This window comes from Variovorax sp. CCNWLW235 (genome assembly GCF_037204085.1).
In the GTDB taxonomy this organism is placed as follows: domain Bacteria; phylum Pseudomonadota; class Gammaproteobacteria; order Burkholderiales; family Burkholderiaceae_C; genus Variovorax.
Genome location: NZ_JBBCBW010000015.1, coordinates 16,725 through 40,948, shown reverse-complemented (window position 1 = coordinate 40,948; position 24,224 = coordinate 16,725). Strand labels below are relative to the sequence as shown.

Below are 24,224 nucleotides of genomic sequence, written 5' to 3'. Positions count from 1 at the left end.
TCGTCGGCCAGAAGGCGCCCTATCAGCGGACGAGGAACCTCCGCGCGGTGCAGTTGCTGCTCGGCCACTCCAAGCTTGAGTCCACCGTCAGATACCTCGGCATCGAAGTGGATGACGCCCTGGAGATCTCGGAGCAGACAGAAGTCTGAGCGAGCGTCGATTGAGTGGTGCAGATCCGTCCGCCTTGCTGAGGCGGCAAGGCGGATCGATGGCGCTGCTGGATGGTTCGATTGCGAGCCACCGACACGTGCCCGCACAGCCCTACCTCTGCGGCATATCCTTCACCGAATACCCCAAACTAACAGTCGCATCCTCCGGAATCCCAGGCATCGTCGCATTCCACGCCGCCCAGTCCTCTCGCATCGCAGCCAGCCTCTCCGGCTCCTTCTTCCCCAGGTTCGCCCGCTCGCGCTCATCTGCCGGAATGTTGAACAGGTACTCGTTCCCGTCCACCTTCAGGTACTTCCAGTCCCCGTCGCGCATCGCTTCCTGCCCGCGATGGTTCATGCGCCAGTGCAGCGGCCTGCGGAAGCTGTGCTTTGCGTCTTTCAGCACGGGCATCAGCGACACGCCATCGAGCGGGTAGGCCGCATCGGCCTTTACGCCGGCCGCGTCGAGCATGGTGGCTGACCAGTCCATGGTCATGCAGAGTTGCTTGCTCTCGCTGCCCTTGGCGATCACTGCGGGCCAGTGCGCGATCCATGGCACGCGAATGCCGCCTTCGGTCAGGTCCATCTTGCCGCCGACCAGGGGCCAGTTGTCTGAGAAACGTTCGCCGCCGTTGTCGCTGGTAAACACCACCAGGGTGTTGTCGGCCATGCCGTGCTTTTGCAGCGCGGCCATGATCCAGCCGATGCCTTCGTCCATGTGATGAATCATGCGGCGGTACACATGAATGTTGCCGCCGGCCAGGTCGAAGAGGTTGTCTTTGACGGCGGGCGCCTTCTCGGCGTCGTCGCGGGTTTCCCAGGGCCAGTGCGGGGCGGTGTAGTGCAGGCTCAGGAAGAAGGGGGCTTCTTCCTCTTGCTGCTTCTGTTTGACGGCCATGCGTTCCACATAGTCGACTGCGCGTTTGGAAAGAATGTCGGTCAGGTAGCCGTCTTCTTTCTTGTCCTCTTCGCCAAACCACAGGTCGTGCTGGCCGGTGGAGTCGCAATGCGTGAAGTAGTCGACACCGCCCGACATGGGCCCGAAGAATTCGTCGTACCCCGAGCGCAGCGGCCCGAAGTGGGGCGGGTAGCCCAGGTGCCATTTACCGATGAGCGCGGTCTGGTAGCCGCCGGCCTTCAGCAATGATGGCAGGGTGGGGTGGTCGGTGGGCAGGCCGAGCGTGGTGCTGCCGCGGCTGCTGCTCCTGATGGGCTCTTCGGCCGCGCCGCGCAGGCGGTATTGATACCGCGCGGTAATCATCGCGAAGCGGGTGGGCGAGCACACGGGCGAGTTCGAGTAGCCCTGCGTGAGCTTCAGGCCGTTGGCGGCCAGGCCGTCGAGCACGGGCGACACGGGGCCAAAAGCGCCGTCGCGGCCGCCATAGCAGCCAAGGTCGGCGTAGCCGAGGTCGTCGGCCACTATGAAGATGATGTTGGGTCTTTTCATGTGCTTGTCTGTCTGTCGGTCTGTCTGTCTGTCTGTCTGAAGCGAGGCGGTTGTTCAGGGCTGGTAGCCAGACTTTTGAACGACGGGCGCCCACTGCGCCTTGTAGGCCTTGAGCATTGCGGCGGTTTGCGCCTGGGTGCTCACCACGGGGGTCATGCCGGCGTCCTTGAACTTGCGTTGGGTGTCGGCGTCTTGCATCACGTCGCGAATCATGTTGGACAGGCGCTCGACCTTGTCCTTGGGCATGCTGGCGGGCGCGAAGAAGGTGTTCCAGCCGGTGGCGGCCAGGTCGAGGCCGGCTTCCTTGAAGGTGGGAATGTTGGGCGCAAAGGGCGAGCGCTTGGCGCCCGAGAGGGCGAGGATGCGCAGCTTGCCGGCGTTGTGCTGCGGCAGCACCACGTCTTCGGTGTCAACCGAAATCGGCACCTGCCCGCCGATGAGGTCGTTCAGCAGCGGAGCGGAGCCGCGGTAGCCAATGATCTGCGTTTGCACCTTGGCCTTTTCGCCCACCATCAGGCCAAAGAAGTGCGGCAGGCTGCCGGTGGCGGGCACGCCCACGTTGGCCTGGTTGGGGTTGGCGCGCATCCAGGCAAGCAAATGGTTGAGTTCGCGCACCGGCAGGTGGGGCGACACAGACAGCGCAAAGTCGTAGGCGTTGACGTGCGACACGGGCACGAAGTCGCGCTCGGGGTCGTAGTTGTTGTCCTTGAAGACGAGCGGCGCCACCACCATCACGGCGGGGTTGGCAAGCATCAGCACGTTCTGGCTGGCGGGGGTGTTCTTGACCTGCTGGGCCGCGAGGCGGCCGCCGGCGCCGGGCTTGTTGTCGACCACCACCGGAACGCCCAGGCGTGCGCTGAGCTTGTCGCCGACGATGCGCGCCACGCGGTCGGTGGCGCCGCCGGGTGCATAGCCAACCACGATGTGCAGCGGGCTGTCGAGCGCTTGCGCGCTTGCCTGGGGCGCTACGGCGGCCATGGAGGCCATGAGGCCGGCTGCGGCAAGCAGCGCGGCCAGGCGTCGGGTAATGGGGGTGTTGGTGGGGGTGTTGTTCAGCATGTCAGTTTCCTCCTCGTTCGGTCGATCAGTGTCGTTTGGTTGTTCAGTCGTTCAGTCAATCGTTGGCCTGAAAATTCACGGCCTTCATGATGCCTGCCCAGCGTGCCGTGTCTTCGCGCATGGTCTTCAAGAGTGCGTCGCTGTTGTCGCCCACGGGGTACATACCGTTCTGCAGCAGTTGCTGGCGCACTTCGCGCGAATTGATGGCGCGGGTGAATTCGGCGCGCAGCTTGTCGACGATGGGCTGCGGCGTTTTAAGGGGCGCGTAGTAGGCAAACCAGGCGGTGGCCACCACGTCCTTGTAGCCGCTCTCCGCAAAGCAGGGCAGGTTGGGCATCAGCGGAGAACGCTTTTCGCCGCTGGTGGCCAGCACCTTCACGCGGCCTGAAGGCAGCAGCTGCTGCGCGCCGCCAATGGTGTCGAAATACACGGGCACCGAGCCCCCCATCACGTCTTGCCGCGCCGGCGTAGAGCCGCGGTACGGCACATGAACCATCTTGAGCCCGGCGGCGCGATTGAGCATTTCGCCCAAAAAGTGCGAAGGCGTTCCGGCGCCGTAAGAGGCAAAGCTCAGCTTGTCGCCCTGCGCCTTGGCCCAGGCGATGAATTCGGCCAGCGTGTTGGCCGGGACGTCCTTGTGCACCACCAGCGCCAGCTCGAAGCGCGCCGCGTTGATGATGGGCACAAAGTCCTTGATCGGGTCGTACGAAAGCTGCCGGTAGGCGCTCGGAAACATGGTCATCATGCTGGCAGTGCCCAGCAGCAGCGTGCGGCCGTCCGGCGCCGCGGTTTTTACCGCCTCCACCGCAATGCGGCCCGCCGCGCCCGAGCGGTTGTCCACGATGAGCGGGCCCAGCGTGTCGCGCACCTGCTCTGCAATGGCGCGGGTCAGCACGTCTTGCGTGCCGCCGGCGGGCACGCCAATCAGCACCTTGATGGGCTGGCCCGGCGTAAACGCCTGTGCGTTGGCCAATGGTGCAAGCGGGGCCAGCGCAAGGCCGCCCAGGGCGGCAACGATCTGGCGGCGGTCGAAATCAGGGCAGGGCATGTCGATGTCTCCGGTTCTCGTTCGGTGGCGCCGCTTGGGCTGGGTGCCGCGGCTGCGAACGACTTTAGAGACGCTACATTCGATTGATCTAATCAACCATCCCCCGGACTAACCCCCAATGACCGCGCCGCGCCGCCCGCTGGACGATTTGCTGCTGTACCGGCTGTCGCGCCTGCTCTCGGTGGCGGGCAGCATGGTCATCAGGCTGTGCGAGGGGCGCTTTGGCATTACCCGGCGCGAATGGCGGTTGGTTGCCGTGCTTGCAAGCCGGGGCGAGCTCAGTTCGTCGGAGCTGGCCGAGCATGCGCAACTGGACCGGGCCCGCACCTCCAAGGCGGTCGGCTCGCTGGTGGCCAAGCAACTGGTGTCGCGCGTGGTGCGGCCGGGCGACCGGCGGCAGGTGCAGCTGGGGCTTACTGAAAGCGGGCAGGCGCTGTATGACGAGCTGTTTCCGCTGGTCACGCAAATCAACACCGAGCTGCTGGGCGCGTTGAGCGACGACGACGCGGCGCGGCTCGACGAGTCGCTGCGCCGCCTGCACGCCCGGGCCGAGCGCATGGTCGAAGAAGCGGTGCTGCCCAAGGCAGACCGCGGCCGCCGCGGCGCAGGCGGCGCCAATGCACCCTTGAAGCCAAGAAAGCCTGAATGACGCCTGCCCCGAAAGAAACGACGAACGAACGCCAGCACCTGGTCGATGCGCTGCGCGGCTTTGCGCTGCTGGGCATTCTGGTAGTCAACATCGCAAGCTTCGCATCCACTTACTACGGCCTGGGCATTCCCGATCCGCTGGCTGTTTCGCTGGCCGACCGCAGCGCCTCGTTCGTGCGGTCCTTCGTCTTCGAGACCAAGTTCTACCTGCTGTTCTCGTTCCTGTTCGGCTACAGCTTCACGCTGCAAATGCGGGCGGCGGAGCGCGATGGCAAGCGCTTTGCGCCGCGCATGGTGCGGCGGCTGGTGGGCCTGTGGGTCATCGGCGTGCTGCATGCCGTGGTGCTTTATTACGGCGACATCCTCACCACGTATGCGGTGCTGGGCGCCGTGCTGCTGTTGCTGCGGCGGCGCGGAGATGTGTTCATGGCGTGCGCGGCCATCGGGCTGGTGCTGCTTGTGTCGCTGGCATGGGCCGGCGTTGGCTACCTGTTTACGCATGCGGACATGCGGCTGGCAACCGAAGCTGCCTACGCCGATGCCGCCAGGGCGCTGGCCGCCTACCGTGCCACGCCGGCAATGGTGATGGTGCAGCACCTGCGCGACCTGTCGCAGGTCTGGTGGATCACCGCGCTGGTGCAGGCACCGGAGGCGCTGGCCATGTTCTTTGCGGGGTTCATTGCCGGCAAGCATGGGCTGCTCGCGCATGCAGAGGCGCATGGCAAGCTGCTGCGGCGGGTGTTGTTCTGGGGCTTGCTCGTCGGCGTGCCGGGTGCGCTGGCCTATGCCTTGCCTGCCATGCGGCTGAACGATCTGTCGCGACAGATCCAAGGCCTGGCGGCCACGCTGCTGACGGCACCGTTCCTGGCGGCCGCTTATGCAGCCGGCATGCTGCTGGTGTTCCAGACCGGGCCTGGCCGCGTGCTGGCGCAATGGCTGGCGCCGGCGGGGCGCATGGCGCTTTCAAACTACCTGCTGCAGTCGCTGGTCTGCGCCTGGATTTTTCTGGCCTACGGGCTGCGGTGGATCGGCACCATCGGGCCGCTTGCAACGTTTGCAGTGGCGCTGGCCATCTTTGCGGGCAACCTGGCGTTGAGCCGCTGGTGGATGCACCACTTTGCCTACGGCCCGGCGGAGTGGCTGCTGCGGGCGTTCACCAATCTGCAGCGGCCACCGCTGCGCCGCCGCAGCCATGCCGCGGTTCAGCGCGGCGAGGGCACAGGCTGAAGCTGCATGTCTTCGGTGTTTTGCCTGCCCGGCTTGCCGTCGCTTTCGATGCGCATCCGGGGCAGGAACTGCGGGTACTCCCGCTGCATGAAGTCGATGAGCCCTTCGCGCACCTTGCAGCGCAAATCGAAGGCAAGGCTGGAGTTGCCGGCGGTGCAAAGCACCCGAATTTGCATGGTGCGCTCGGTGGCGTCGGTTACCTGCAGGTTGAAAAAGCGGCCGTCCCACTCGGGCGCCGACTTCACGATGCGTTCGACCTCTGCGCGCAGCGGCGGCAGCGGCATGCCGTAGTCGGCATAAACGAAGACCGCGCCCAGCAGCTGCGACGAACTGCGCGTCCAGTTCTGGAATGGTTTTTCGATGAAGTAGCTGAGCGGCAAGATCAAACGCCGGTCGTCCCAGATCTTCACCACCACAAAGGTGCCGGTAATCTCTTCGACCCGGCCCCATTCGCCCTCGACCACCAGCACGTCGTCGATGCGTATGGGCTGGGCCAGCGCAATCTGCAGCCCGGCAATCAGGTTGCTGAACACCGGCTTGGCCGCCAGGCCGGCCACGATGCCGATCACGCCCGCCGAAGCCAGCAGGCTCGCACCCACCTGCCGCGCGCCAGGAAAAGTCATCAGCATCATCGCGCCGCCGGCCACCAGCACCATCGACATGGCGGTGCGCGCAAGCACGCGGGTTTGCGTGAGCACGCGGCGCGCGTGCAGGTTGTCTTCCACGTCGTACGGGTGCTGCGCGAGCACGCCGTCCGCAAAGCCGCTGATGGCCTTTACTGCAAGCCACGTGGTGGCGGCAATCAGCAGCAGGCCGTTGAGGTGCCGCACGCTGCCTATGAAGCGAAGGTCGCTAGGCGCCGCCTGAAACACCAGCAGCAGCGCCAAAAGGGGCAGCACCACCCGGGCCACGGGTTTGCAGTTGATCACCATCGAATGCAGCGCGGGCGCCGGACGGGTGATTCGCATCAGCACAAGGCCGCCGAGACGGTGAACAAGCAGCGCGAGCGGAACGGCAATCACGGCTGCGAGCCAGGTGCCGAACCAGGGGTGGGCAAGCATCTCTTCGGTCATTGAGCGGTGGTCGTGGCTTGTGTCTCCAGGGGTTGAAGAATGCGCGCCGCGTCGTCGCGCAGCTGCGTAGCGAGTGCCGTGGCCAGATCGAGACGGCGCAGCAGCCAGAGGCTGATGTCGTTGTCGAACGGGTCGGGCAGGGGAATCGGGCCGCCCACGGTGGTGGAACCGGGGCTTTCGGGCAGCGTGGGACCGGTGGTGGGCGCGGTGCCGATGGCTGCTTCGATGCGCTGTGCGGTGCGCGCGAGCGGGCCTTCGATTTCGCCCGGGGTGAGCCGGTCGCGCCGCAGCACGAGCATCGATTTTACGGCGCTCAGTTGCGCGAGCAACTGGTAGCTGTGAGCCTGCAGGTGCTCCAGCGGCTCGAGCGGCGGCTGCACCGCGCGCGGCTCTGAAAGCGAACGCTGCGTGGCCTGCACCAGCGCCGAAAGGCTGTCGTAGGCCTCGCGGCGCGCAAGCCGCCATTCGAGCTCGGGGCTGCTGTCGACTGCCTGCAGCTGGCCCAGGCCCAGCGCCAGGCGTGCATGGCGCGCCTGCGCGGTGAGCGTGCGCGCCACCAGCGCCGGAATCTGCCCGCGCTCCCATGACGGCAGCACATAGCAGAAGCCCCAGGCCAGCGCGGCGCCGATGAGCGTGTCGGCAATGCGCTCGAACAGCGCAAAGATGGGCGCGGCGCCCGTGTTGAGCATGTGCGCCTGCAGCAGGCCGAGCACCGTGGCCGCCACCGCCGTAATCAGGTAGCGGCGCACCGCAAAGCTGTGCGCAATGGCCTGCGACACGGTAACAAAGGCCAGCAGCAACAGCGGCGACGGATGCGCGGAGAGCAGCCCCACCGCCAGCACACAGCCCAGCAGCGTGCCGGCCACGCGGCTGTTGCGCCGCTCCAGCGTCTGCGAAAGGCTGCCGCGCAGCACCACCACAATGGTCAGCAAGATCCAGTAGTCGTGCGAGCCCCAGGGCAGCGACACCGCAATTCCGTAGCCTGCCGCAATGGCCAGCGCGGCCCGAATGGCATGGCGCAGCGGCGGCGCGTCCCAGCTCCACAGCGTGAGAAAGGGCCGCAGCGACCAATCGGTCGGGCTCACGAACATCTGCCAGTTGGCCCGCACCACGGCCAGGTTGGGCTCGGCATCGCCGCGCGCCATGGCAGACAGGCGCAGCACCTCATCGTTGATGTGGCCGATGCGGCTTGCCAGGCCGCGCGCGAGCATGGCGGCGTTGGGGCCCAGCATGCCGTGGCTTGCCACATGTTCTTCAGCGGGCAGGTGAATGGATGCAAGGCGCGGCCGGCGGTCGGCCACCGCCTCGGGGTGGCGGCCCATCAGCAGTGAGTCGCCGAGCGCGGTGGTTTCGTCGGCCAGCTCTTCGAGCACGCGGCGCATTTCAATGAGCGCCTCGGCATGCGCGGGGTGGCTCTTGAGCGCGTCCAGGTCGAGCTCGCTTGCAAGGAGCTGGTCGCGCATTTCGAGCACGATCACCAGCATGGCGGCCAGCCGCTGCCGGCGCGGCGTGCGCGGCGACTCGAGCACGATGTCGCGCGTGGCCTGAAGCTGGTCGGCCAGCGCGGCCTGTTCACGCAGCAGGCGGCCGAGCAAGGGGGCAGGGGTTTCGCGGATGTCGCTGGTGTCGTCGCGCGGCGTGAACTGCGTGGCCTCGGTGCGCATCAGCGCGGCCAGCGAATACAGCACGTCTGAAACCGACTGCACGCGATAACGCGCATTGAGCGCATGGTTGGCCAAATTGGCCCAGATCACGTAGAGCCCGGCGCCCAGGCCAAAGTGCCAGGTGCGCTCCAACGCCTCGGCCATGCCGTTCGGAGCGGGCGTGGCCATCGAGAAAACCATCGAGAACATCACCGCAATGGCAATGGGAATGCCGCGCTTGCCCCATGCCATGGCCAGAAAGGCGACGAAAGTGGCGGGCACCAGCACCAGCCCAAGGCGAATGGGCGCGGTGTGCAGCAGTTGCACCAGAAAGAAGAGCGGCAGCCCGATCAGCGGGGCCGGCAGCATCTGGAAGAACTTGCCGCGGCGCGGGCCGGGCAGGTCGGGCGGGGCCGTGACGATCACGCCCACCGCGGCTGCAGAGGCCGCGATGGTGCCGAGCCAGAAATGCGCGCCGGCCGAGATGACCAGCAGGCCGAGCGCAACGCTGAAGCCGTTGGCGACGTACTGGCTCAGCGCAACACGCAGCGCCGCACGAAAGCGGAGGGCGGCACCGGGCCCCTGCATCACTTGGCGGAAGCGTCGCCTTCGGAAGGGCTGCCGTCGGCAGGCGCGTCGCGGCGAATGCGCGTGAGCTTGCGCGACACCGGTGCTGCCGGCGCGGCCGCGGGGGCGGGCGCTTCGCCGTCGAGCGATGCGGCGGGCAGGTCGGGCACCGTGCTGCGCGCATACAGGTCGACCGATTCGTCGGCGTTGGGGCGCGCTGCGGCCGACACGGCGCGCACGCGGTCGCTGGCGCGCATCTTGTCGTCGATGCCGGCAAACTTGGAATACTTGGCAAGCAGCGGCACCAGCTGGCCGTAGATGCGCGGGGCGCCGGCCAGGCATTCGCGCTGTTCCAGAAAGTCGGGCTCGCCCGTGAAGTTGCCGATCAGGCCGCCGGCCTCTGTCACCAGCAGCGAACCCGCGGCCACGTCCCAGGGGTTGAGGCCGGTTTCGAAGAAGCCGTCGGTAAAGCCGGCGGCCACGTAGGCCAGGTCGAGTGCGGCTGCGCCAGGGCGGCGCAGGCCCGCCATGCGGGGCATCATGTCGGCCATGATGGCCAGGTACTGCTTGAAGTTGTCGCCCGTGCGAAACGGAAAGCCGGTGGAAACCAGGCATTCGCTGAGCTTGGTGCGCTTCGAGACGCGGATGCGGCGCTCGTTCATGTAGGCGCCGCGGCCCTTGGTGGCAGTAAACAGGTCGTTGCGGCTCGGGTCGTAGATGACCGCCTGCTCGATCTTGCCGCGCACCGACAGCGCAATGGAAACGCAGTAGACCGGAAAGCCGTGGATGAAGTTGGTGGTGCCGTCGAGCGGATCGATGATCCAGACGTAGTCGGAATCTTTTGCACCGTGCTCGGTGCCCGATTCTTCGGCCAGGATGCCGTGCCCCGGGTATGCGCCAAGCAGCGTTTCAATAATGGCTTGCTCGCTGGCGTGGTCGACTTCGGTGACGAAGTCGTTGACCTGCTTTTGCGAAATGCGCACGGCCTCGACGTCGAGGGCGGCGCGATTGATGATGGCGCCGGCGGCGCGTGCGGCCTTGACGGCCACATTGAGCATGGGATGCAGGTTGGGGGACGACATTCTGGATTGTGAGAAGAACGGTGGAGGAGGTCCCCTGGAGGCGACCCTGCGGCCCGGCGATGCGGGCGGCGAGAATCGGTCATTTTACCGGCTCCGCCCGTTTCGTGCCTCCAAACCCTCCATGCGCACCCGTTTTATCCTGATCCAGACCAGCCACGCAGGCAATGTGGGCGCCGCCGCCCGCGCCATGAAGACCATGGGTTTCGACGACCTGGTGCTGGTAACGCCCCGCTGGGCCAACGTGCTGCGGCGGGAAGAAACCATCCAGCGGGCAAGCGGCGCGCTCGACGTGCTGAACAACGCCCGCATTGTCGAAACGCTGGACGAGGCGCTCGACGGCGTAACCCACCTGTGCGCCACCGCCATGGTGCCGCGAGACTTCGGCCCGCCCACGCGCACCCCGCGGGAGCACCTGGAGCCGCTGGCCCAGCAGGGCGACCAGCATGTGGCCTTTCTCTTCGGCTCCGAGCGTTTCGGTATGCGCAATGAAGACGTCTACCGCTGCAACGTGGCCTTGAGCATTCCGACCGACCCGAAGTTCGGCTCTCTCAACCTGGGGGCGGCCATCCAGGTGATTGCCTATGAATGGCGCCTGGCGCTGGGCGGCTATGCGGTGCGCGACGCCACGGCGCCGGTGCAGGCGGCCGATGCGAAGGCGGTGGCCGGCATGCTCGAGCACTGGGAGCGCTCTCTGGTGGACATCGGCTTTCTGGACCCCGAGGCGCCGAAGAAGCTGATGCCCCGGCTGCAGCAGCTTTTCAACCGCGCCCAGCCCACGCCCGAAGAGATCCACATCCTGCGCGGCATCGCCAAGGCCATGGCCGACGCCGCAAACGGCCCGCGCAAGGGCTAAAACCCCATCGCGCGTGCGCGAAAGACCGCCGGCTTTAGACTCGCCGGCCCCTATCGATATAACGACAACAAAGGCAGCGATGTTCTCTCGTTTGCGCGCCGACATCCGGTGCATCCTCGAACGCGACCCGGCCGCGCGCAGCGCCTGGGAAGTGATCACGGTCTACCCCGGCTTTCATGCCGTGGTGCTGCATCGCTGGGCGCACGCTTGTTGGACGCACGGTTTCAAGTGGCCGGCCCGCTTTATCGCGCATGTGGCGCGCTGGCTCACGGGCATCGAGATTCACCCGGCCGCCAAGATCGGCGAGCGGGTGTTCTTCGACCATGCCATGGGCGTGGTGGTGGGCGAAACCGCCGAAATCGGCGACGGCTGCACCATCTACCAGGGCGTGACGCTGGGCGGCACCTCGCTCTACAAGGGCGCCAAGCGCCACCCGACGCTCGGGCGCAACGTGGTGGTAAGCGCGGGCGCCAAGGTGCTGGGCGGCTTCGAGGTTGGCGACGGCGCCAAGATCGGCAGCAACGCGGTGGTCATCAAGCCGGTGCCGGCCGGGGCAACGGCGGTGGGCATTCCCGCGCGAATCATCCCGTCGAAGGCGGGCGAGAGCGCCGATGTGGCCGCGCCGCAGAAGTTTTCTGCCTACGGCATCACGCAGGAAGACGACCCGCTCAGCCAAGCCATGCGCGGGCTGATCGACAACGCCGCGGGGCAGGAGCATCAGATCGCGCTGCTGTGGCAGGCCATCGAGAAGCTGTCCGCACACCCCGGCACCAAGGACTGCGTGCCCTGCGACGCGGCGCGCGACGAGAGCTTCGAGGCGGAAAAGCTCACTCAGCTCATAGGCAAATAGCAGAACCATGAAGACGCAAGAACTGCTCCAGACATTGCAAGCCCGCTTCGAGAAGCACATGCAACGCCACAAGGGCGTCGCATGGGCCGACGTTCAGGCAAGGCTCGAAAGCAACCCCGCTGCGCTGAAGTCGATTGGCGCCATGGAAGAAACCGGCGGTGAGCCGGACGTGATCGGCCAGGACAAGAAAACCGGGCAAATCACGTTCTGCGACTGCGCCCCCGAGAGCCCGGCAGGCCGCAGGAGCCTTTGCTACGACCGCGAAGCGCTCGACGCACGCAAGGAAAACAAGCCGCAGGACAGCGCTCTTGGCATGGCGGCCGCCATGGGCATCGCGCTGTTGACGGAAGAGCAGTACCGCGAGCTGCAGAAGCTCGGCAAGTTCGACGCGAAGACTTCCAGCTGGATCGAGACGCCGCCTGACGTTCGCTCACTTGGCGGAGCGCTCTTCGGCGACTACCGCTATGGCAAGGTGTTCGTGTATCACAACGGTGCCCAGTCGTACTACGCCGCAAGGGGCTTCCGCGGCTCGCTTCGCGTGTGAGAGCGTGGTCGGCGTGATGGCGCCCTGAACCACGTCAAGACACATCAAGACGAACGTTTGGCGGATGTGTTGTGCAGCGAGCCGTGCACATGCCCCGCGTGCTGCCCGAAGGGCTCCGTTGCGAGCGTGGCGGTGTCCAGCTCCTGCAGGATGCCGCAGTTCTGCGCCGACTCTGCCCCGCAGCATTGCTGGCGCAGCGCCTTCAGCTGCTTCTCCAGCAGCTTGAGTTCGGAAATACGGGCGGCCACGTGGCCGATGTGGTCGTCCAGCAGCTGGTTGACCTGCCCGCAGTCTTCTCCCGGCGCATCGCGGAACCGCAGCAGGCTGCGGATTTCATCGAGCGTCATGTCCAGCGAACGGCAGCGGCGGATAAAGCCCAGCCGCTGCGCGTGCTCGTCGTCGTAGATGCGGTAGTTGCCTTCGGTGCGCGCCGGCTCGGGCAGCAACTGCTCGCGCTCGTAATAGCGGATGGTTTCGACCGGTGTGTTCGCGACCTTGGCCAGTTCTCCGATTTTCATGATGCGGCAAGAACGAAGTGAAGGAATTTGTCGTTTGACTCTACACCTGCTTCAGGGTTTCCAATTGTCTTCATGACGAACCAGAATGCCCTGAAACCCCTGGCGCCGCACGCCCACGCTCCTGCCGAAACGGCCTGCTGCGGCAACTCCGCGTGTGGATCAGCGACCGCCGCCCCCATTGCCGCTGTCGACGCCGCCGATGTTCCGAAGGGCGCCTTGCTCTTTCGCATTCCCACGATGGACTGCGCGGTGGAAGAGTCGGAAATCCGGCGCGCGCTCGAGCCCGTTCGCGGCATCAGCGGGCTGCGCTTCCGGCTCGGTGAACGCACCATGGCCATTACGGCCGATGAAGCCGCGTTGCCCGATGCGCTGGCAGCCATTCGCAAGGCGGGCTTCAAGCCCGAGCCGCTGAACAGCGCGGCGGGCGCGCAACCTGCCGCCGGTGGCACGGCGCGCGCCACCGGCCTCATGACGCCGGAACTCATGCGGCTTGTTGCCGCGCTGGTGCTGGCCATTGCGGCCGAGACAATTTCCTTTCTCGCGCCCGAGGGGGCAGGGTTCACCGCGGTGGAGATGGCGCTTGCGCTCGGTGCCATTGGACTGGCCGGGCTCGACACCTACAGGAAGGGCTTTGCGGCACTGGTGCTCGGGCGGTTGAACATCAACGCGCTGATGGCCGTGGCCGTGACGGGTGCCTTTTTGATCGGCCAGTGGCCCGAGGCCGCGATGGTGATGGCGCTTTATGCCATTGCCGAAATGATCGAGGCCCGCGCGGTCGATCGCGCGCGCAATGCCATCCAGGGCCTGCTGGCGCTGGCGCCCGAGCAGGCCGAGGTGCGGCAGCCCGACGGCAGCTGGAAGACGGCGAAGGCCGACACCGTGGCGCTGGGTGCCGTTGTGCGCATCCGCCCGGGTGAGCGCGTGCCGCTGGACGGCGTCGTCACCCAAGGCACCAGCGCCATCGACCAGGCACCCGTCACCGGCGAGAGCATTCCGGTCGACAAGTCGGCCGGGGACGCGGTGTTCGCGGGCACTATCAACCAGACGGCTGCGCTTGAATTCCGCGTCACTGCGGTGGCAGCCAACACCACGCTGGCCCGCATCATCCATGCGGTCGAAGAGGCGCAAGGCTCGCGCGCGCCCACGCAGCGCTTCGTCGACAAGTTCGCGTCGGTCTACACGCCTGCCGTCTTCGTGCTGGCCATTGCAGTGGCAGTGCTCACGCCCTGGCTCATGGGCTGGACCTGGCTGCAGGCCATCTACAAGGCACTGGTGCTGTTGGTCATCGCGTGCCCTTGCGCGCTCGTCATCTCGACGCCCGTTACCGTGGTGAGCGCGCTGGCCTCGGCCGCGCGGCGCGGCATTCTCATCAAGGGCGGCACCTACCTCGAAGAGGCGCGCAAGCTCAAGGCGGTGGCGCTCGACAAGACGGGCACCATCACCGAAGGCAAGCCGCGGCTGGTCGAATCGGGCCTGCTTGGCGCCGCGACGGACAAGGACGCGGTCTTTGCGGTTGCGGCAAGCATCGCAAGCCGTTCTGACCACCCCGTGTCCAGGGCCATTGCCGAGGGCCTGGAGATCGAAGCGCTCGAGGTCGGAGACTTCACGGCCCTGCCAGGGCGCGGCGTGCAGGCCACGCACGAAGGCCAGGCCTATGTGCTGGGCAACCACCGGTTGATCGAAGAGCGGGGGCTGTGCACCCCTGCGCTCGAGGCCGAGCTGAAGCGCCATGAAGAAGCAGGGCGCACGGTCACGCTGCTGGCCTCCGGCCAGGAGGTGCTTGCACTGTTTGCGGTGGCCGACACCATCAAGCCGTCGTCGCAAGCCGCCATGGCCGAGCTGCGCGCGCTTGGCGTCACGCCGGTGATGCTCACCGGGGACAACGCCGCCACGGCCCGGGCGATCGGCGCGCATGCGGGCATCGAAGACGTGCGCGGCAACCTGCTGCCCGAAGAGAAGCTCGACGCCGTCAAGGCGCTCCAGCAGCGCCACGGCGTTGCCGGCATGGTGGGCGACGGCATCAACGATGCGCCCGCGCTCGCCCAGGCGGACATCGGCTTTGCAATGGGCGGCGCCGGCACCGACACGGCCATGGAGGCGGCGGACGTGGTCATCATGAACGACGACCTGCGCCGCCTGCCCGAGACCATTCGCCTGTCGCGCCGGGCGCACTCGGTGCTGTGGCAGAACATCACCCTGGCGCTGGGCATCAAGGGCGTGTTCTTCGTGCTTGCGGTGTTCGGCAGCGCCACCATGTGGATGGCGGTGTTCGCGGACATGGGTGCGAGCCTGCTGGTGGTGGCCAACGGGTTGCGGCTGATGCGCATGCCGAAGGCGGCTGGGGCGGCGGGGGCGGCCGAACAAAACTAAGATCGCGTGTTCCCCTTCACCCGCGCTCCGGTTCATGTCCGCCACCTCTCTCCTGCTGCAACTCATCGTCATCCTGAGCACCGCGCGCATTTGCGGCTGGGTGCTCCGCCACGTGGGCCAGCCGAGCGTGGTCGGCGAAATGGCGGCCGGCCTCATGCTGGGGCCGGTGGTCATGGGGGCGCTGTTCCCTTCGTTGCATGCGCAGCTTTTCTCCAAGAGCCACCTCGAGGGGCTCTCGTCGCTTTCGACGGTGGGCTTGGTGCTGTTCATGTTCGTGGTGGGGCTCGAACTGCGGGCCGCACAGGGCGTGCGCGCGCAACTGAAGGCCGCCGGTTATGTAGGTGCGCTCAGCATTGCGGTGCCAATGGTGCTGGGCATTGCCATTTCGCCGGCCTTGCATCCGTCGCTGGCACCCGCGGGCGTGGGCTTCTGGCCGTTTGCGCTGTTCATGGCGGCGGCGCTTTCGATCACGGCCTTTCCCGTCATGGCGCGCATCCTGAAAGACCGTGGCCTCACGCGCACGCCGTTCGGGCAGCTCTCGCTGAGTGCGGCGGCCGTGGTCGATGTGTTCGCGTGGATCTTGCTGGCGCTGGTGGTGGCGCTGGCCGGCGCGGGTGAGGGCTACACCGGCCTGCTCAAGACCACCGCCGGCGTGGCCGTGCTGCTGGCGGTGCTCTTCTTCGGCATGAAGCCGGCCTTTGCGTGGCTGCTGCGCACGCGCGCGCCCAACGGCGAGCCTTCGACCACCATGATGGCCTCGCTCATGATCGGCCTCTTGGTGTGCGCACTGGCAACCGAATGGCTGCACCTGCATGCGGTGTTCGGCGCCTTCCTGTTCGGCGCGTGCCTGCCGCGCGACGACCGTTTGCTGAATTCGCTCTCCGAGCGCATCGAGCCGATTTCCATCGTGGTGCTGATGCCGCTGTTCTTCGCGCTGGCGGGGCTGGGCACCACCGCCAATGCCTTTACGGGCGCAAGCGTGGGCGCAATGCTGCTGATCGTCGGCGTGGCCACCATCGGCAAGCTGGCGGGTGGTGCCATCGGCGCGCGCCTGGCGGGCTACGGATGGCGCGACAGCCTTGCCACCGGTTCGCTCATGAATGCGCGCGGGCTGATGGAGCTCATCGTGATGAAGATCGGCCTGGACGCCGGCCTGATCGGCCCCGAACTCTTCACCATGCTGCTGGTGATGGCGCTGGTGACCACCGCGATGACGGGGCCGCTGATCAACCTGGTGATGGGCCGCGCCAGGGCGCCTGCCGCATCGGACGAAACGCCGGCCCGCGCAGAGCCCTAGTCAACAGCGGGTACGGCCCGGCAGGCGTGCTCAAGGCCAGGAACGGTCTTCGAGCACGTAGCCGCTGCCGCGCACCGTGTGCAGCAGCTTCAGGTCGAAAGGGTCGTCGATCTTGGCGCGCAGCCTGCGAATGGCGACTTCGAGCACGTTGGTGTCGCTGTCGAGCGTGCTGTCCCACACCTCTTCGGCGAGGGTGCTGCGCGAGACGATGTGCCCCCTGTTGCGCAGCAGCACCGCCAGCAGCGTGAACTCCTTTGCCGTGAGTTCGATGCGCTGGTGGTTGCGAACGCATTTGCGGCTCGCAAGGTCGAGCTCCAGGTCGGCCAGGCGGAATGTGGAGGGTTCGTTCGGCTTGCCGTGTTGCAGCAGGGCTCGCATGCGCGCCAGCAGCTCCGGCAGCGTGAAGGGCTTTACCAGGTAGTCGTTTGCGCCCAGCCGCAGGCCGTTCACGCGGTCTTCGACCTTGTCGCGCGCCGTGAGCACCAGCACGGGCACGGTGCTGGTACGCCGTATGGCGCGCAGCACCGCAAAGCCGTCGGCACCGGGAAGCACCGCGTCGAGAAGGATCAACGCGTAGTGGTGTTCCGCGGAAAGGTAGCGGCCCTTGGCGCCATCGCGCGCAATGTCGACTGCGTACCCGTTCTCCTCCAGGCCCTTCTTCAGCTGATCGCCGAGCTGGGGCTCGCCCTCAATGACCAGAATTCGCATCGGAGGATGTTAGCTAGGGGGTGGGTGAAGGGCGGGGTGCGAAGCTGTCCTCCGAACGACGGACTGGACGCTGGCCCCGTGTCATACATTGCGCCGTGGGCCTGCGACTCGAAGGGGCAATGCAGGAGCCATGCCACTTGCCGCCGATATACTTTTGGAACCATGCGCCGTTGGCTCCAGATCTTCTTGCTGCTCCTGCTGCCGTTCCAGTTCAGCTGGGCGGCGTCGGCGGCATATTGCCAACATGAGCGCGATGTGCAGCCCCGCCATTGGGGCCACCATGAGCACCCGTCCGAGGCGGGCAGCCACGGCGGCGCCAGTGCCGACGACACGCAGAAGAGCCCCGGCACGCAACCGAACGCCGTGCTGGGAGATTGCGCAGCCTGCCACCTGGGCCATGCGCAGCATCTGCCGTCAGCGGCAGAGCAGGGGCAAGGCCTGCCTGCGCTCGCGCGGGCATTGCGTGTCATGCGAGCGGAGCACTTTGTCTCGCATATCTCTGAAGTGCCCGTGCGCCCTGCAAGACCTCTCGCCGCTTGATTCGGCGAGAGAACAACCCTTACCCCTGATACCCCGCATCAGCTGAGCTCTCGCCGAATTCCCTCGCCCGTTGTTTTGCAACCCAGGAGAATTCGATGCGCACGCTCTTCATGCCGCTGGCCGTCATGGCCTTGGCGGTGCCCCCGGCATTTTCACAAACCGATGCCGGTTCCAATCCTTCGCCACTGCTGCTGCGGCACGCTGCTGCAAGAACAGTGGAGCCCGCGGGCCCGCTGGACCTGCGCAGCGCCATCGCGCTCGCACAGCGGGCCAACCCCGGGCTTTCGTCCGCCGCGCGTGAGCAGGAGGCCACCGATGCCGCCGTGCTGCAGGCGGGCGCATGGCCCAACCCCGTGCTCGAGGCGCAGGTGGAAGACCTGCGCCGCGACAACCGCACCACCACGCTGCTGCTGAGCCAGCCCGTCGAGCTGGGCGGCAAGCGCGCAGCCCGCGTGACGGCGGCCGAGCGCGCGCGCGACCAAGCCGCATCGGCGTTGCTTGCGCGGCGCTCGGAGCTGCGTGCATCGAGCATCACGCTGTTCTTCGACGTGCTGGCTGCGCAGGAGCGCTTGCGGCTGATGCAGGATTCGTTGGGCCTTGCGCAAGCGGCCACCCGCGCGGCCGCCAACCGCGTGGCGGCGGGCAAGGTTCCGCCGCTCGAAGAGACGCGCTCGCGCGTGGCCGAGGCCGGCATCCAGGTCGAACTGCAGCAGGCCGAGGGCGCATTGCGCTCGGCGCGCCGCCAACTGGCCGCGCTGTGGGGCAACCCGGATCCGCGCTTCACGCAGGCGCAGGGTGCGGTCGATCGGCTGCCGCCGCTTACGCCGGCGCAGGACCTGGAGAGGCGGCTTGCCGCGGCGCCCGTGTTGCGCCAGGCGCGGCTCGAGGTCGAGCGGCGCCAAGCGCTTTCGCAACTGGAGCAGGCGCGGCGGGTGCCCGACATCACCGTGTCGCTTGGTGCCAAGCGTGTGCCGGCCGACGAAGGCATGGGCAGCGGCAGCGGCCGCAACCAGGTGGTGGTGGGCGTGTCGGTACCGTTGCCTATCTTCGACACCAACCGCGGCAACGTGGCCGAGGCGCTGAGCCGCGAAGAGAAGGCGCGGGACGACCTTGCGGCGGCCGAGCTGCAGCTGGGTGCCGATGTGGCGCAAGCCACCGAGCGCCTGCGTTCGGCGCGCGCCGCCGCCGAGACGCTGCAGCGCGATGCACTGCCCGGCGCCGAGGCCGCCTACAAGGCCGCCGCCAAGGGCTTCGAGCTCGGCAAGTTCAGCTTTCTCGAAGCGCTCGATGCGCAACGCACGCACTTCCAGGTGCGCAACCAGTACCTGATGGCCGTGGCCGACGCGCATCGCGCGGCCAGCGAGCTCGACCGGCTGCTGGGCACCGAAGCCGACGAAACCCCGCGTACGGCGAATGCCGCACGCTGACAAGGAAACCACATCATGAATACGGAAGAGCGAAACACGTCCGCGGGGCGCATCGGCAAAAAGCAATGGATGGCGATCGTGGCGGTGCTGGTCGCCGGCATTGCCGCAGGCGCGCTGATCTTGCGCACCGCGCCGGCCAAGCCTGAAGGCTCGGGGCATTCGGAATCGGCCGAGCATGCCGAAGGCGAGCACCATGAGGAAGAAGGCAAGGGAGAAGAGAAGGACCACGGCCATGACCATGACCACGGGCATGGCCACGCCTCCGGCGAGGCCGGCAAGGAAGAGAAGAAGGGCGGGCACACGGAAGGGCACAAGGAAGAGCACAAGGAAGGGCGCAAGGAAGGGCGCAACGAACAGGAGGGAAAGATCGCCTTCACCGACGAGCAGATCAAGGCCGCCGGCGTGGCCGTGGAGAGCGCCGGCCCCGCGCGCATCAAGTCGTTGCTGCAGCTGCCGGGCGAGATCAAGTTCAACGAAGACCGAACCGCCCATGTGGTGCCGCGCGTGGGGGGCGTGGTCGAAAGCGTCACGGCCAACCTTGGGCAGGAGGTGAAGCGCGGCCAGGTGCTGGCGGTGCTCTCCAGCCCCACGCTGTCGGAGCAGCGCAGCGAATTGCAGACGGCGCAGCGCCGGCTCGAACTGGCCCGCACCACCTACCAGCGCGAGAAGAAGCTGTGGGAAGAAAAGATTTCTGCACAGCAAGACTACCTGCAGGCGGAGCAGGCAATGCAGGAGGCGCAGATTGCCGTGGCCAACGCCAACCAGAAGCTGCTGGCCCTCGGCGCCACGCCGGCCTCGTCGGCCCTGGGCCGCTACGAGCTGCGTGCACCCTTCGACGGCATGGTGGTCGAAAAGCACATCTCGCTCGGCGAAGCGGTGAAGGAAGACGCCAGCGTGTTCACCATTTCCGATCTTTCGACCGTGTGGGCCGAGATCAGCGTGGCCGCCAACCACCTGAACCTGGTGCGCATCGGCGAGCCTGCGACCATTCGTTCGAGCGCCTTCGAGCAGGCGGCCAGCGGCACGGTGTCTTACGTGGGCTCGCTCATTGGGGCACAGACGCGCACGGCCACGGCACGCGTCACCCTGACCAACCCGCAGCGCATGTGGCGGCCGGGGCTGTTCGTGAACGTGGAACTGGTTTCGTCCGAAGCGAACGCCCCCGTGACGGTGTCGGCCGAAGCCGTGCAAACCGTGGAAGACAAGCCGACCGTGTTCCTGCGCGTGCCGGGCGGCTTTGTGCCGCAGCATGTGCAGACCGGCCGCAGCGACGGCCAGCGCATCGAAATCGTGGGCGGCCTTGCGCCCGGTGCCGCCCATGCAGGCAGCGGCAGCTTCGTCGTCAAGTCGCAGCAGGGCAAGAGCTCTGCCATGCACACCCACTGAGGACGCCGCATGTTCGAACGAGTCATCCGGTTTTCCATCGAACAGCGCTGGCTGGTCTTGCTTGCCGTGCTCGGCATGGCCGCGCTCGGCATCTTCAGCTACCAGAAGCTGCCCATTGACGCCGTACCAGATATCACCAACGTGCAGGTGCAGATCAACACGGCCGCGCCGGGCTATTCGCCGCTGGAGGCGGAGCAGCGCGTGACCTACCCCATCGAGACGGTGATGGCCGGCCTGCCGGGCCTGCAGCAGACGCGCTCGCTTTCGCGCTACGGCCTTTCGCAGGTGACGGTGATCTTCGAAGACGGCACCGACATCTACTTTGCGCGGCAGCTGGTGAACGAACGCATCCAGTCGGCGCGCGAGAGCATGCCGGCCGGCATCTCGCCGGTGATCGGGCCGATCTCGACGGGGCTGGGCGAGATCTACCTCTGGACGGTGGAAGCAGACGAGGGCGCAAAGAAGGCCGACGGCACGCCCTACACGCCGACCGACCTGCGCGAGATCCAGGACTGGATCATCAAGCCGCAGCTGCGCAACGTGAAGGGCGTGACCGAGATCAACTCCATCGGCGGCTACGCCAAGGAGTTCCAGGTCGCGCCCGACCCCGCCAAGCTGCTGGCGCACGGCCTCACCATGACCGAACTGGTCACCGCGCTGGAGCGCAACAACGCCAACGTGGGCGCGGGCTACATCGAGAAGCGCGGCGAGCAGTACCTCATTCGCGCACCGGGGCAGGTCAAGTCGGCCGAAGACATCGGCAACGTGATCCTGGGCAACACCAACGGCATTCCGCTGCGCGTGCGGGACGTGGCCGAAGTGGGCATCGGCCAGGAGCTGCGCACCGGCGCGGCCACCGACAACGGCCGCGAGGTGGTGCTGGGCACGGTGTTCATGCTCATCGGCGAGAACAGCTGCACCGTGTCGCAGGCGGTCGACAAGAAGATGCAGGAGATCAACCGCACCTTGCCCGCCGGGGTGAAGGCGGTCACGGTGTACGACCGCACCGTGCTGGTCGACAAGGCCATTGCCACGGTGAAGAAGAACCTCTTCGAAGGCGCGGTGCTGGTCATTGCGGTGCTGTTCCTGTTTCTCGGCAACATGCGCGCGGCGCTGATCACGGCGCTGGTCATTCCGCTGTCGATGCTGTTCACCTTCACCGGCATGGTGAACCAGAAGGTCAGCGCCAACCTCATGAGCCTGGGCGCGCTGGACTTCGGCATCATCATCGACGGGGCGGTGGTGATCGTGGAGAACTGCGTGCGGCGCCTCGCCCATGCGCAGGCGAAGCTCGGGCGGCCGCTCACGCGCAGCGAGCGCTTCCATGAAGTCTTTGCGGCCTCTCAGGAGGCGCGCCGACCGCTGCTGTTCGGCCAACTGATCATCATGATCGTGTACCTGCCGATCTTTGCGCTCACGGGCGTGGAGGGCAAGCTGTTCCACCCGATGGCTTTTACCGTGGTGATTGCGCTGCTGGGCGCGATGATCCTGTCGATCACCTTCATTCCGGCAGCCGTGGCGCTCTTCATCGGCAACAGGGTGAGCGAGAAGGAGAACCGCCTGATGCAGTGGGCCAGGCGCGGCTACGAGCCGCTGCTTGCCCGTGTGATGTCGGCCAAGCCGCTGGTCATCACCATGGCTTGCGTCGCCGTGGTGCTTTCGGGCTTGCTGGCCACGCGGCTGGGCACGGAGTTTGTGCCGAGCCTGGGCGAGGGCGACTTTGCGGTGCAGGCGCTGCGTATTCCGGGCACCAGCCTCACGCAGTCGGTCGAAATGCAAAAGCAGATCGAACGCACGCTGAAAGAAAAGTTTCCGGAAGTCGAGCGCGTGTTCGCGCGCACCGGCACGGCCGAGATTGCGTCGGACCCGATGCCGCCGAACATTTCCGACGGCTACATCATGCTGAAGCCAGAGAGCGAATGGCCCGCGCTCCAGGGTGCATCTCGCCGCACGCGCGCCGAGTTGCTCGTGGCCGTGCAGGAAGAGGTCGAAAAGCTGCCGGGCAACAACTACGAGTTCTCGCAGCCGATCCAGCTGCGCTTCAACGAACTGATCTCGGGCGTGCGGAGCGATGTGGCCGTGAAGATCTTCGGCGACGACATGGCGGTGCTGGACAAGACGGCGGCCGAGGTTTCGGAAACCTTGGGCAAGATTGCCGGCGCGGCCGAAGTGAAGGTCGAGCAGACCACCGGCCTGCCGATGCTCACGGTGAACATCGACCGCGACAAGACCGCGCGCTACGGCCTCAACGTGGGCGACGTGCAGGACGCGATTTCCATTGCAGTGGGCGGCCGCGAGGCGGGCACGCTGTTCGAAGGCGACCGGCGCTTCGACATCCTCGTGCGGCTGCCCGAGAACCTGCGCACCGACCTGGCGGCGATCAAGCGCTTGCCGATCGCGTTGCCCAGGGGCGCTGGCGCCGAGGCCCAGCAGCGCACCAGCTTCATTCCGCTGGGCGAAGTGGCCACGCTGGAGCTCGCGCCGGGCCCCAACCAGGTCAGCCGCGAGGACGGCAAGCGCCGCATTGTGGTGAGCGCCAATGTGCGCGGCCGCGACCTCGGCTCCTTCGTGGCCGAGGCCGAAGAGGCCATGCGCAAGGTGAGCATTCCGCCGGGCTACTGGACCGCATGGGGCGGCCAATACGAAAACCTGGCCTCGGCCACCGAGCGGCTGCAGGTGGTGGTGCCGGTGTCGCTGCTGCTGGTGTTCACGCTGCTGTTCGCGATGTTCGGCAACCTGAAGGACGGCCTGCTGGTGTTCACCGGCATTCCGTTCGCGCTCACGGGCGGCATCGTTGCGCTGTGGCTGCGCGGCATTCCGTTGTCGATCTCGGCGGCGGTGGGTTTTATCGCGCTCTCGGGCGTGGCGGTGCTCAACGGGCTGGTGATGATTTCATTCATCCGTAATTTGCGCGAGGGTGGCTTGCCGCTCGATGCGGCGATCCGCGAGGGCGCGCTTACCCGGCTGCGGCCGGTGCTGATGACGGCGCTGGTGGCTTCGCTGGGCTTCGTGCCTATGGCCATCGCTACCGGCACCGGCGCTGAGGTGCAGCGGCCGTTGGCGACGGTGGTGATCGGCGGCATCCTGTCGTCGACCGCGCTGACGCTGCTGGTGCTGCCCTTGCTCTATCGCTGGGCGCACCGGCGCGACGAGGAAGCCGGGCGCGAAGCCCGGGTTCTCAGTTCCTGATGGCCGACTTCGGCCGGAAGGCCTTGCAGACCGAATCGTCGGTCTCCAGGTACGGTCCGCCGATCAGGTCGATGCAGTAGGGCACCGCCGCGAAGATGCCCGGCACGAGCTGCTTGCCGTCGGCATCCTTCAGTCCTTCGAGCGTTTCCGCAATTGACTTCGGCTGCCCCGGCAGGTTGATGATCAGGCTCTTGTCGCGGATGACCGCCACCTGGCGCGACAGGATGGCGGTGGGCACGAAGCGAAGACTGATCTGTCGCATCTGCTCGCCGAAGCCGGGCATTTCCTTGTGGGCGACGGCCAGCGTGGCTTCGGGCGTGACGTCGCGCAGGGCCGGGCCGGTGCCGCCGGTGGTCAGCACCAGCGAGCAGCCGGCGTCCACCAGCTCGATCAGCGTGGCGCTGATGAGCGCGGCTTCGTCGGGAATGAGCCGGGATTCGAAATCGATGGGGTTCTTCAGCGCGCGGCCTAGCCATTCCTTCAGCGAAGGCAAGCCCTTGTCTTCGTAGGTGCCGCTGGAGGCGCGGTCGCTGATGGAGACGATGCCGATGCGGATGGAGTCAGGTGTGCTCATGGTGTTCATGCCTCTTGCTCCCTCT

At 66.7% G+C, this 24,224-nt stretch carries 20 protein-coding genes and 1 pseudogene; 12 read left to right on the top strand and 9 right to left on the bottom strand.

The features are described 5' to 3' along the window. Window positions 1-20: 20 nt before the first annotated feature. A pseudogene (locus V9L21_RS17145) lies at window positions 21-149 on the top strand (integrase); the annotation flags it as partial. A 112-nt stretch (window positions 150-261) separates the two neighbouring features. Here the strand turns inward: V9L21_RS17145 and V9L21_RS17140 are convergent. The 3 genes from V9L21_RS17140 to V9L21_RS17130 are packed head-to-tail and all read right to left on the bottom strand — an operon-like array spanning window position 262 to window position 3,703. Next, complete coding sequence (locus tag V9L21_RS17140) at window positions 262-1,596, bottom strand: sulfatase family protein (RefSeq protein ID WP_337313855.1); 1,335 nt, start codon at window positions 1,594-1,596, stop codon at window positions 262-264. Between the two features lie 54 nt (window positions 1,597-1,650). Beyond that, a complete protein-coding gene (locus tag V9L21_RS17135) occupies window positions 1,651-2,655 on the bottom strand; it encodes a Bug family tripartite tricarboxylate transporter substrate binding protein (protein WP_443305067.1) in 1,005 nt (334 codons plus the stop codon). A 55-nt stretch (window positions 2,656-2,710) separates the two neighbouring features. Beyond that, window positions 2,711-3,703: a Bug family tripartite tricarboxylate transporter substrate binding protein gene (locus V9L21_RS17130; RefSeq protein ID WP_337313853.1), complete on the bottom strand. Its 993-nt coding sequence runs from the start codon at window positions 3,701-3,703 to the stop codon at window positions 2,711-2,713. Window positions 3,704-3,821: 118 nt separating this feature from the next. Between V9L21_RS17130 and V9L21_RS17125 the strand changes: the two genes are divergently transcribed. Together V9L21_RS17125 and V9L21_RS17120 are read left to right on the top strand one after the other, a co-directional pair. Continuing rightward, on the top strand, window positions 3,822-4,352 hold the full coding sequence (locus tag V9L21_RS17125; protein WP_337313851.1) for a MarR family winged helix-turn-helix transcriptional regulator: 531 nt from the start codon (window positions 3,822-3,824) through the stop codon (window positions 4,350-4,352). Next, a complete protein-coding gene (locus tag V9L21_RS17120; protein WP_337313849.1) occupies window positions 4,349-5,578 on the top strand; it encodes a DUF418 domain-containing protein in 1,230 nt (409 codons plus the stop codon). Before V9L21_RS17125 ends, V9L21_RS17120 begins: the two co-directional genes overlap by 4 nt. Here the strand turns inward: V9L21_RS17120 and V9L21_RS17115 are convergent. From V9L21_RS17115 to V9L21_RS17105, 3 genes are read right to left on the bottom strand one after another with little or no spacing between them, the layout of a single operon-like run. After that, window positions 5,554-6,651 (bottom strand): mechanosensitive ion channel family protein, encoded by a 1,098-nt coding sequence (locus tag V9L21_RS17115; protein WP_337313847.1) that lies wholly within the window; start codon window positions 6,649-6,651, stop codon window positions 5,554-5,556. The genes V9L21_RS17120 and V9L21_RS17115 overlap by 25 nt on opposite strands. Next, window positions 6,648-8,882: an FUSC family protein gene (locus V9L21_RS17110; protein ID WP_337314011.1), complete on the bottom strand. Its 2,235-nt coding sequence runs from the start codon at window positions 8,880-8,882 to the stop codon at window positions 6,648-6,650. Before V9L21_RS17110 ends, V9L21_RS17115 begins: the two co-directional genes overlap by 4 nt. Continuing rightward, window positions 8,882-9,943, bottom strand: a complete 1,062-nt coding sequence (locus tag V9L21_RS17105) for an inositol monophosphatase family protein (protein ID WP_126746108.1) — start codon at window positions 9,941-9,943, stop codon at window positions 8,882-8,884. The genes V9L21_RS17110 and V9L21_RS17105 overlap by 1 nt, the downstream gene beginning before the upstream one ends. A 121-nt stretch (window positions 9,944-10,064) precedes the next feature. Between V9L21_RS17105 and V9L21_RS17100 the strand changes: the two genes are divergently transcribed. From V9L21_RS17100 to V9L21_RS17090, 3 genes are read left to right on the top strand one after another with little or no spacing between them, the layout of a single operon-like run. Continuing rightward, window positions 10,065-10,796 carry an RNA methyltransferase gene (locus V9L21_RS17100; RefSeq protein ID WP_126746107.1) on the top strand — a complete coding sequence of 244 codons (732 nt, stop codon included), beginning with the start codon at window positions 10,065-10,067 and terminating at the stop codon, window positions 10,794-10,796. 58 nt (window positions 10,797-10,854) lie between these two features. Further along, entirely contained in the window at window positions 10,855-11,646 is a 792-nt protein-coding gene (gene cysE / locus V9L21_RS17095) for a serine O-acetyltransferase (protein ID WP_260590452.1), read from the top strand. Between the two features lie 7 nt (window positions 11,647-11,653). Next, on the top strand, window positions 11,654-12,190 hold the full coding sequence (locus V9L21_RS17090; protein WP_337313843.1) for a DUF4256 domain-containing protein: 537 nt from the start codon (window positions 11,654-11,656) through the stop codon (window positions 12,188-12,190). 44 nt (window positions 12,191-12,234) lie between these two features. Here V9L21_RS17090 and cadR read toward each other — a convergent pair whose 3' ends face one another. Further along, complete coding sequence (gene cadR / locus V9L21_RS17085; protein ID WP_337313842.1) at window positions 12,235-12,708, bottom strand: Cd(II)/Pb(II)-responsive transcriptional regulator; 474 nt, start codon at window positions 12,706-12,708, stop codon at window positions 12,235-12,237. A 72-nt stretch (window positions 12,709-12,780) separates the two neighbouring features. Between cadR and V9L21_RS17080 the strand changes: the two genes are divergently transcribed. Continuing rightward, entirely contained in the window at window positions 12,781-15,078 is a 2,298-nt protein-coding gene (locus V9L21_RS17080) for a heavy metal translocating P-type ATPase (protein ID WP_337313840.1), read from the top strand. Window positions 15,079-15,112: 34 nt separating this feature from the next. Continuing rightward, window positions 15,113-16,375, top strand: coding sequence for a cation:proton antiporter (locus tag V9L21_RS17075; RefSeq protein WP_337313838.1), 1,263 nt, complete (start codon window positions 15,113-15,115; stop codon window positions 16,373-16,375). Between the two features lie 30 nt (window positions 16,376-16,405). On the opposite strand, the gene V9L21_RS17070 is transcribed toward V9L21_RS17075, so the two are convergent. Beyond that, window positions 16,406-17,083 (bottom strand): winged helix-turn-helix domain-containing protein, encoded by a 678-nt coding sequence (locus V9L21_RS17070; protein ID WP_337313836.1) that lies wholly within the window; start codon window positions 17,081-17,083, stop codon window positions 16,406-16,408. A 162-nt stretch (window positions 17,084-17,245) separates the two neighbouring features. Between V9L21_RS17070 and V9L21_RS17065 the strand changes: the two genes are divergently transcribed. The 4 genes from V9L21_RS17065 (at window position 17,246) to V9L21_RS17050 (ending at window position 23,625) form a co-directional block, all read left to right on the top strand. Beyond that, the gene (locus tag V9L21_RS17065) at window positions 17,246-17,623 is read left to right on the top strand and encodes a hypothetical protein (RefSeq protein WP_337313834.1); all 378 of its coding nucleotides are present in this window, start codon (window positions 17,246-17,248) and stop codon (window positions 17,621-17,623) included. Between the two features lie 95 nt (window positions 17,624-17,718). After that, the gene (locus V9L21_RS17060; RefSeq protein WP_337313832.1) at window positions 17,719-19,050 is read left to right on the top strand and encodes a TolC family protein; all 1,332 of its coding nucleotides are present in this window, start codon (window positions 17,719-17,721) and stop codon (window positions 19,048-19,050) included. Window positions 19,051-19,065: 15 nt separating this feature from the next. Then, complete coding sequence (locus V9L21_RS17055; RefSeq protein WP_337313830.1) at window positions 19,066-20,436, top strand: efflux RND transporter periplasmic adaptor subunit; 1,371 nt, start codon at window positions 19,066-19,068, stop codon at window positions 20,434-20,436. A 9-nt stretch (window positions 20,437-20,445) separates the two neighbouring features. Then, window positions 20,446-23,625: a CusA/CzcA family heavy metal efflux RND transporter gene (locus tag V9L21_RS17050; protein WP_337313828.1), complete on the top strand. Its 3,180-nt coding sequence runs from the start codon at window positions 20,446-20,448 to the stop codon at window positions 23,623-23,625. Here the strand turns inward: V9L21_RS17050 and mog are convergent. Beyond that, window positions 23,615-24,199: a molybdopterin adenylyltransferase gene (gene mog, locus V9L21_RS17045; RefSeq protein WP_337313826.1), complete on the bottom strand. Its 585-nt coding sequence runs from the start codon at window positions 24,197-24,199 to the stop codon at window positions 23,615-23,617. The genes V9L21_RS17050 and mog overlap by 11 nt on opposite strands. Window positions 24,200-24,224: the final 25 nt, after the last annotated feature.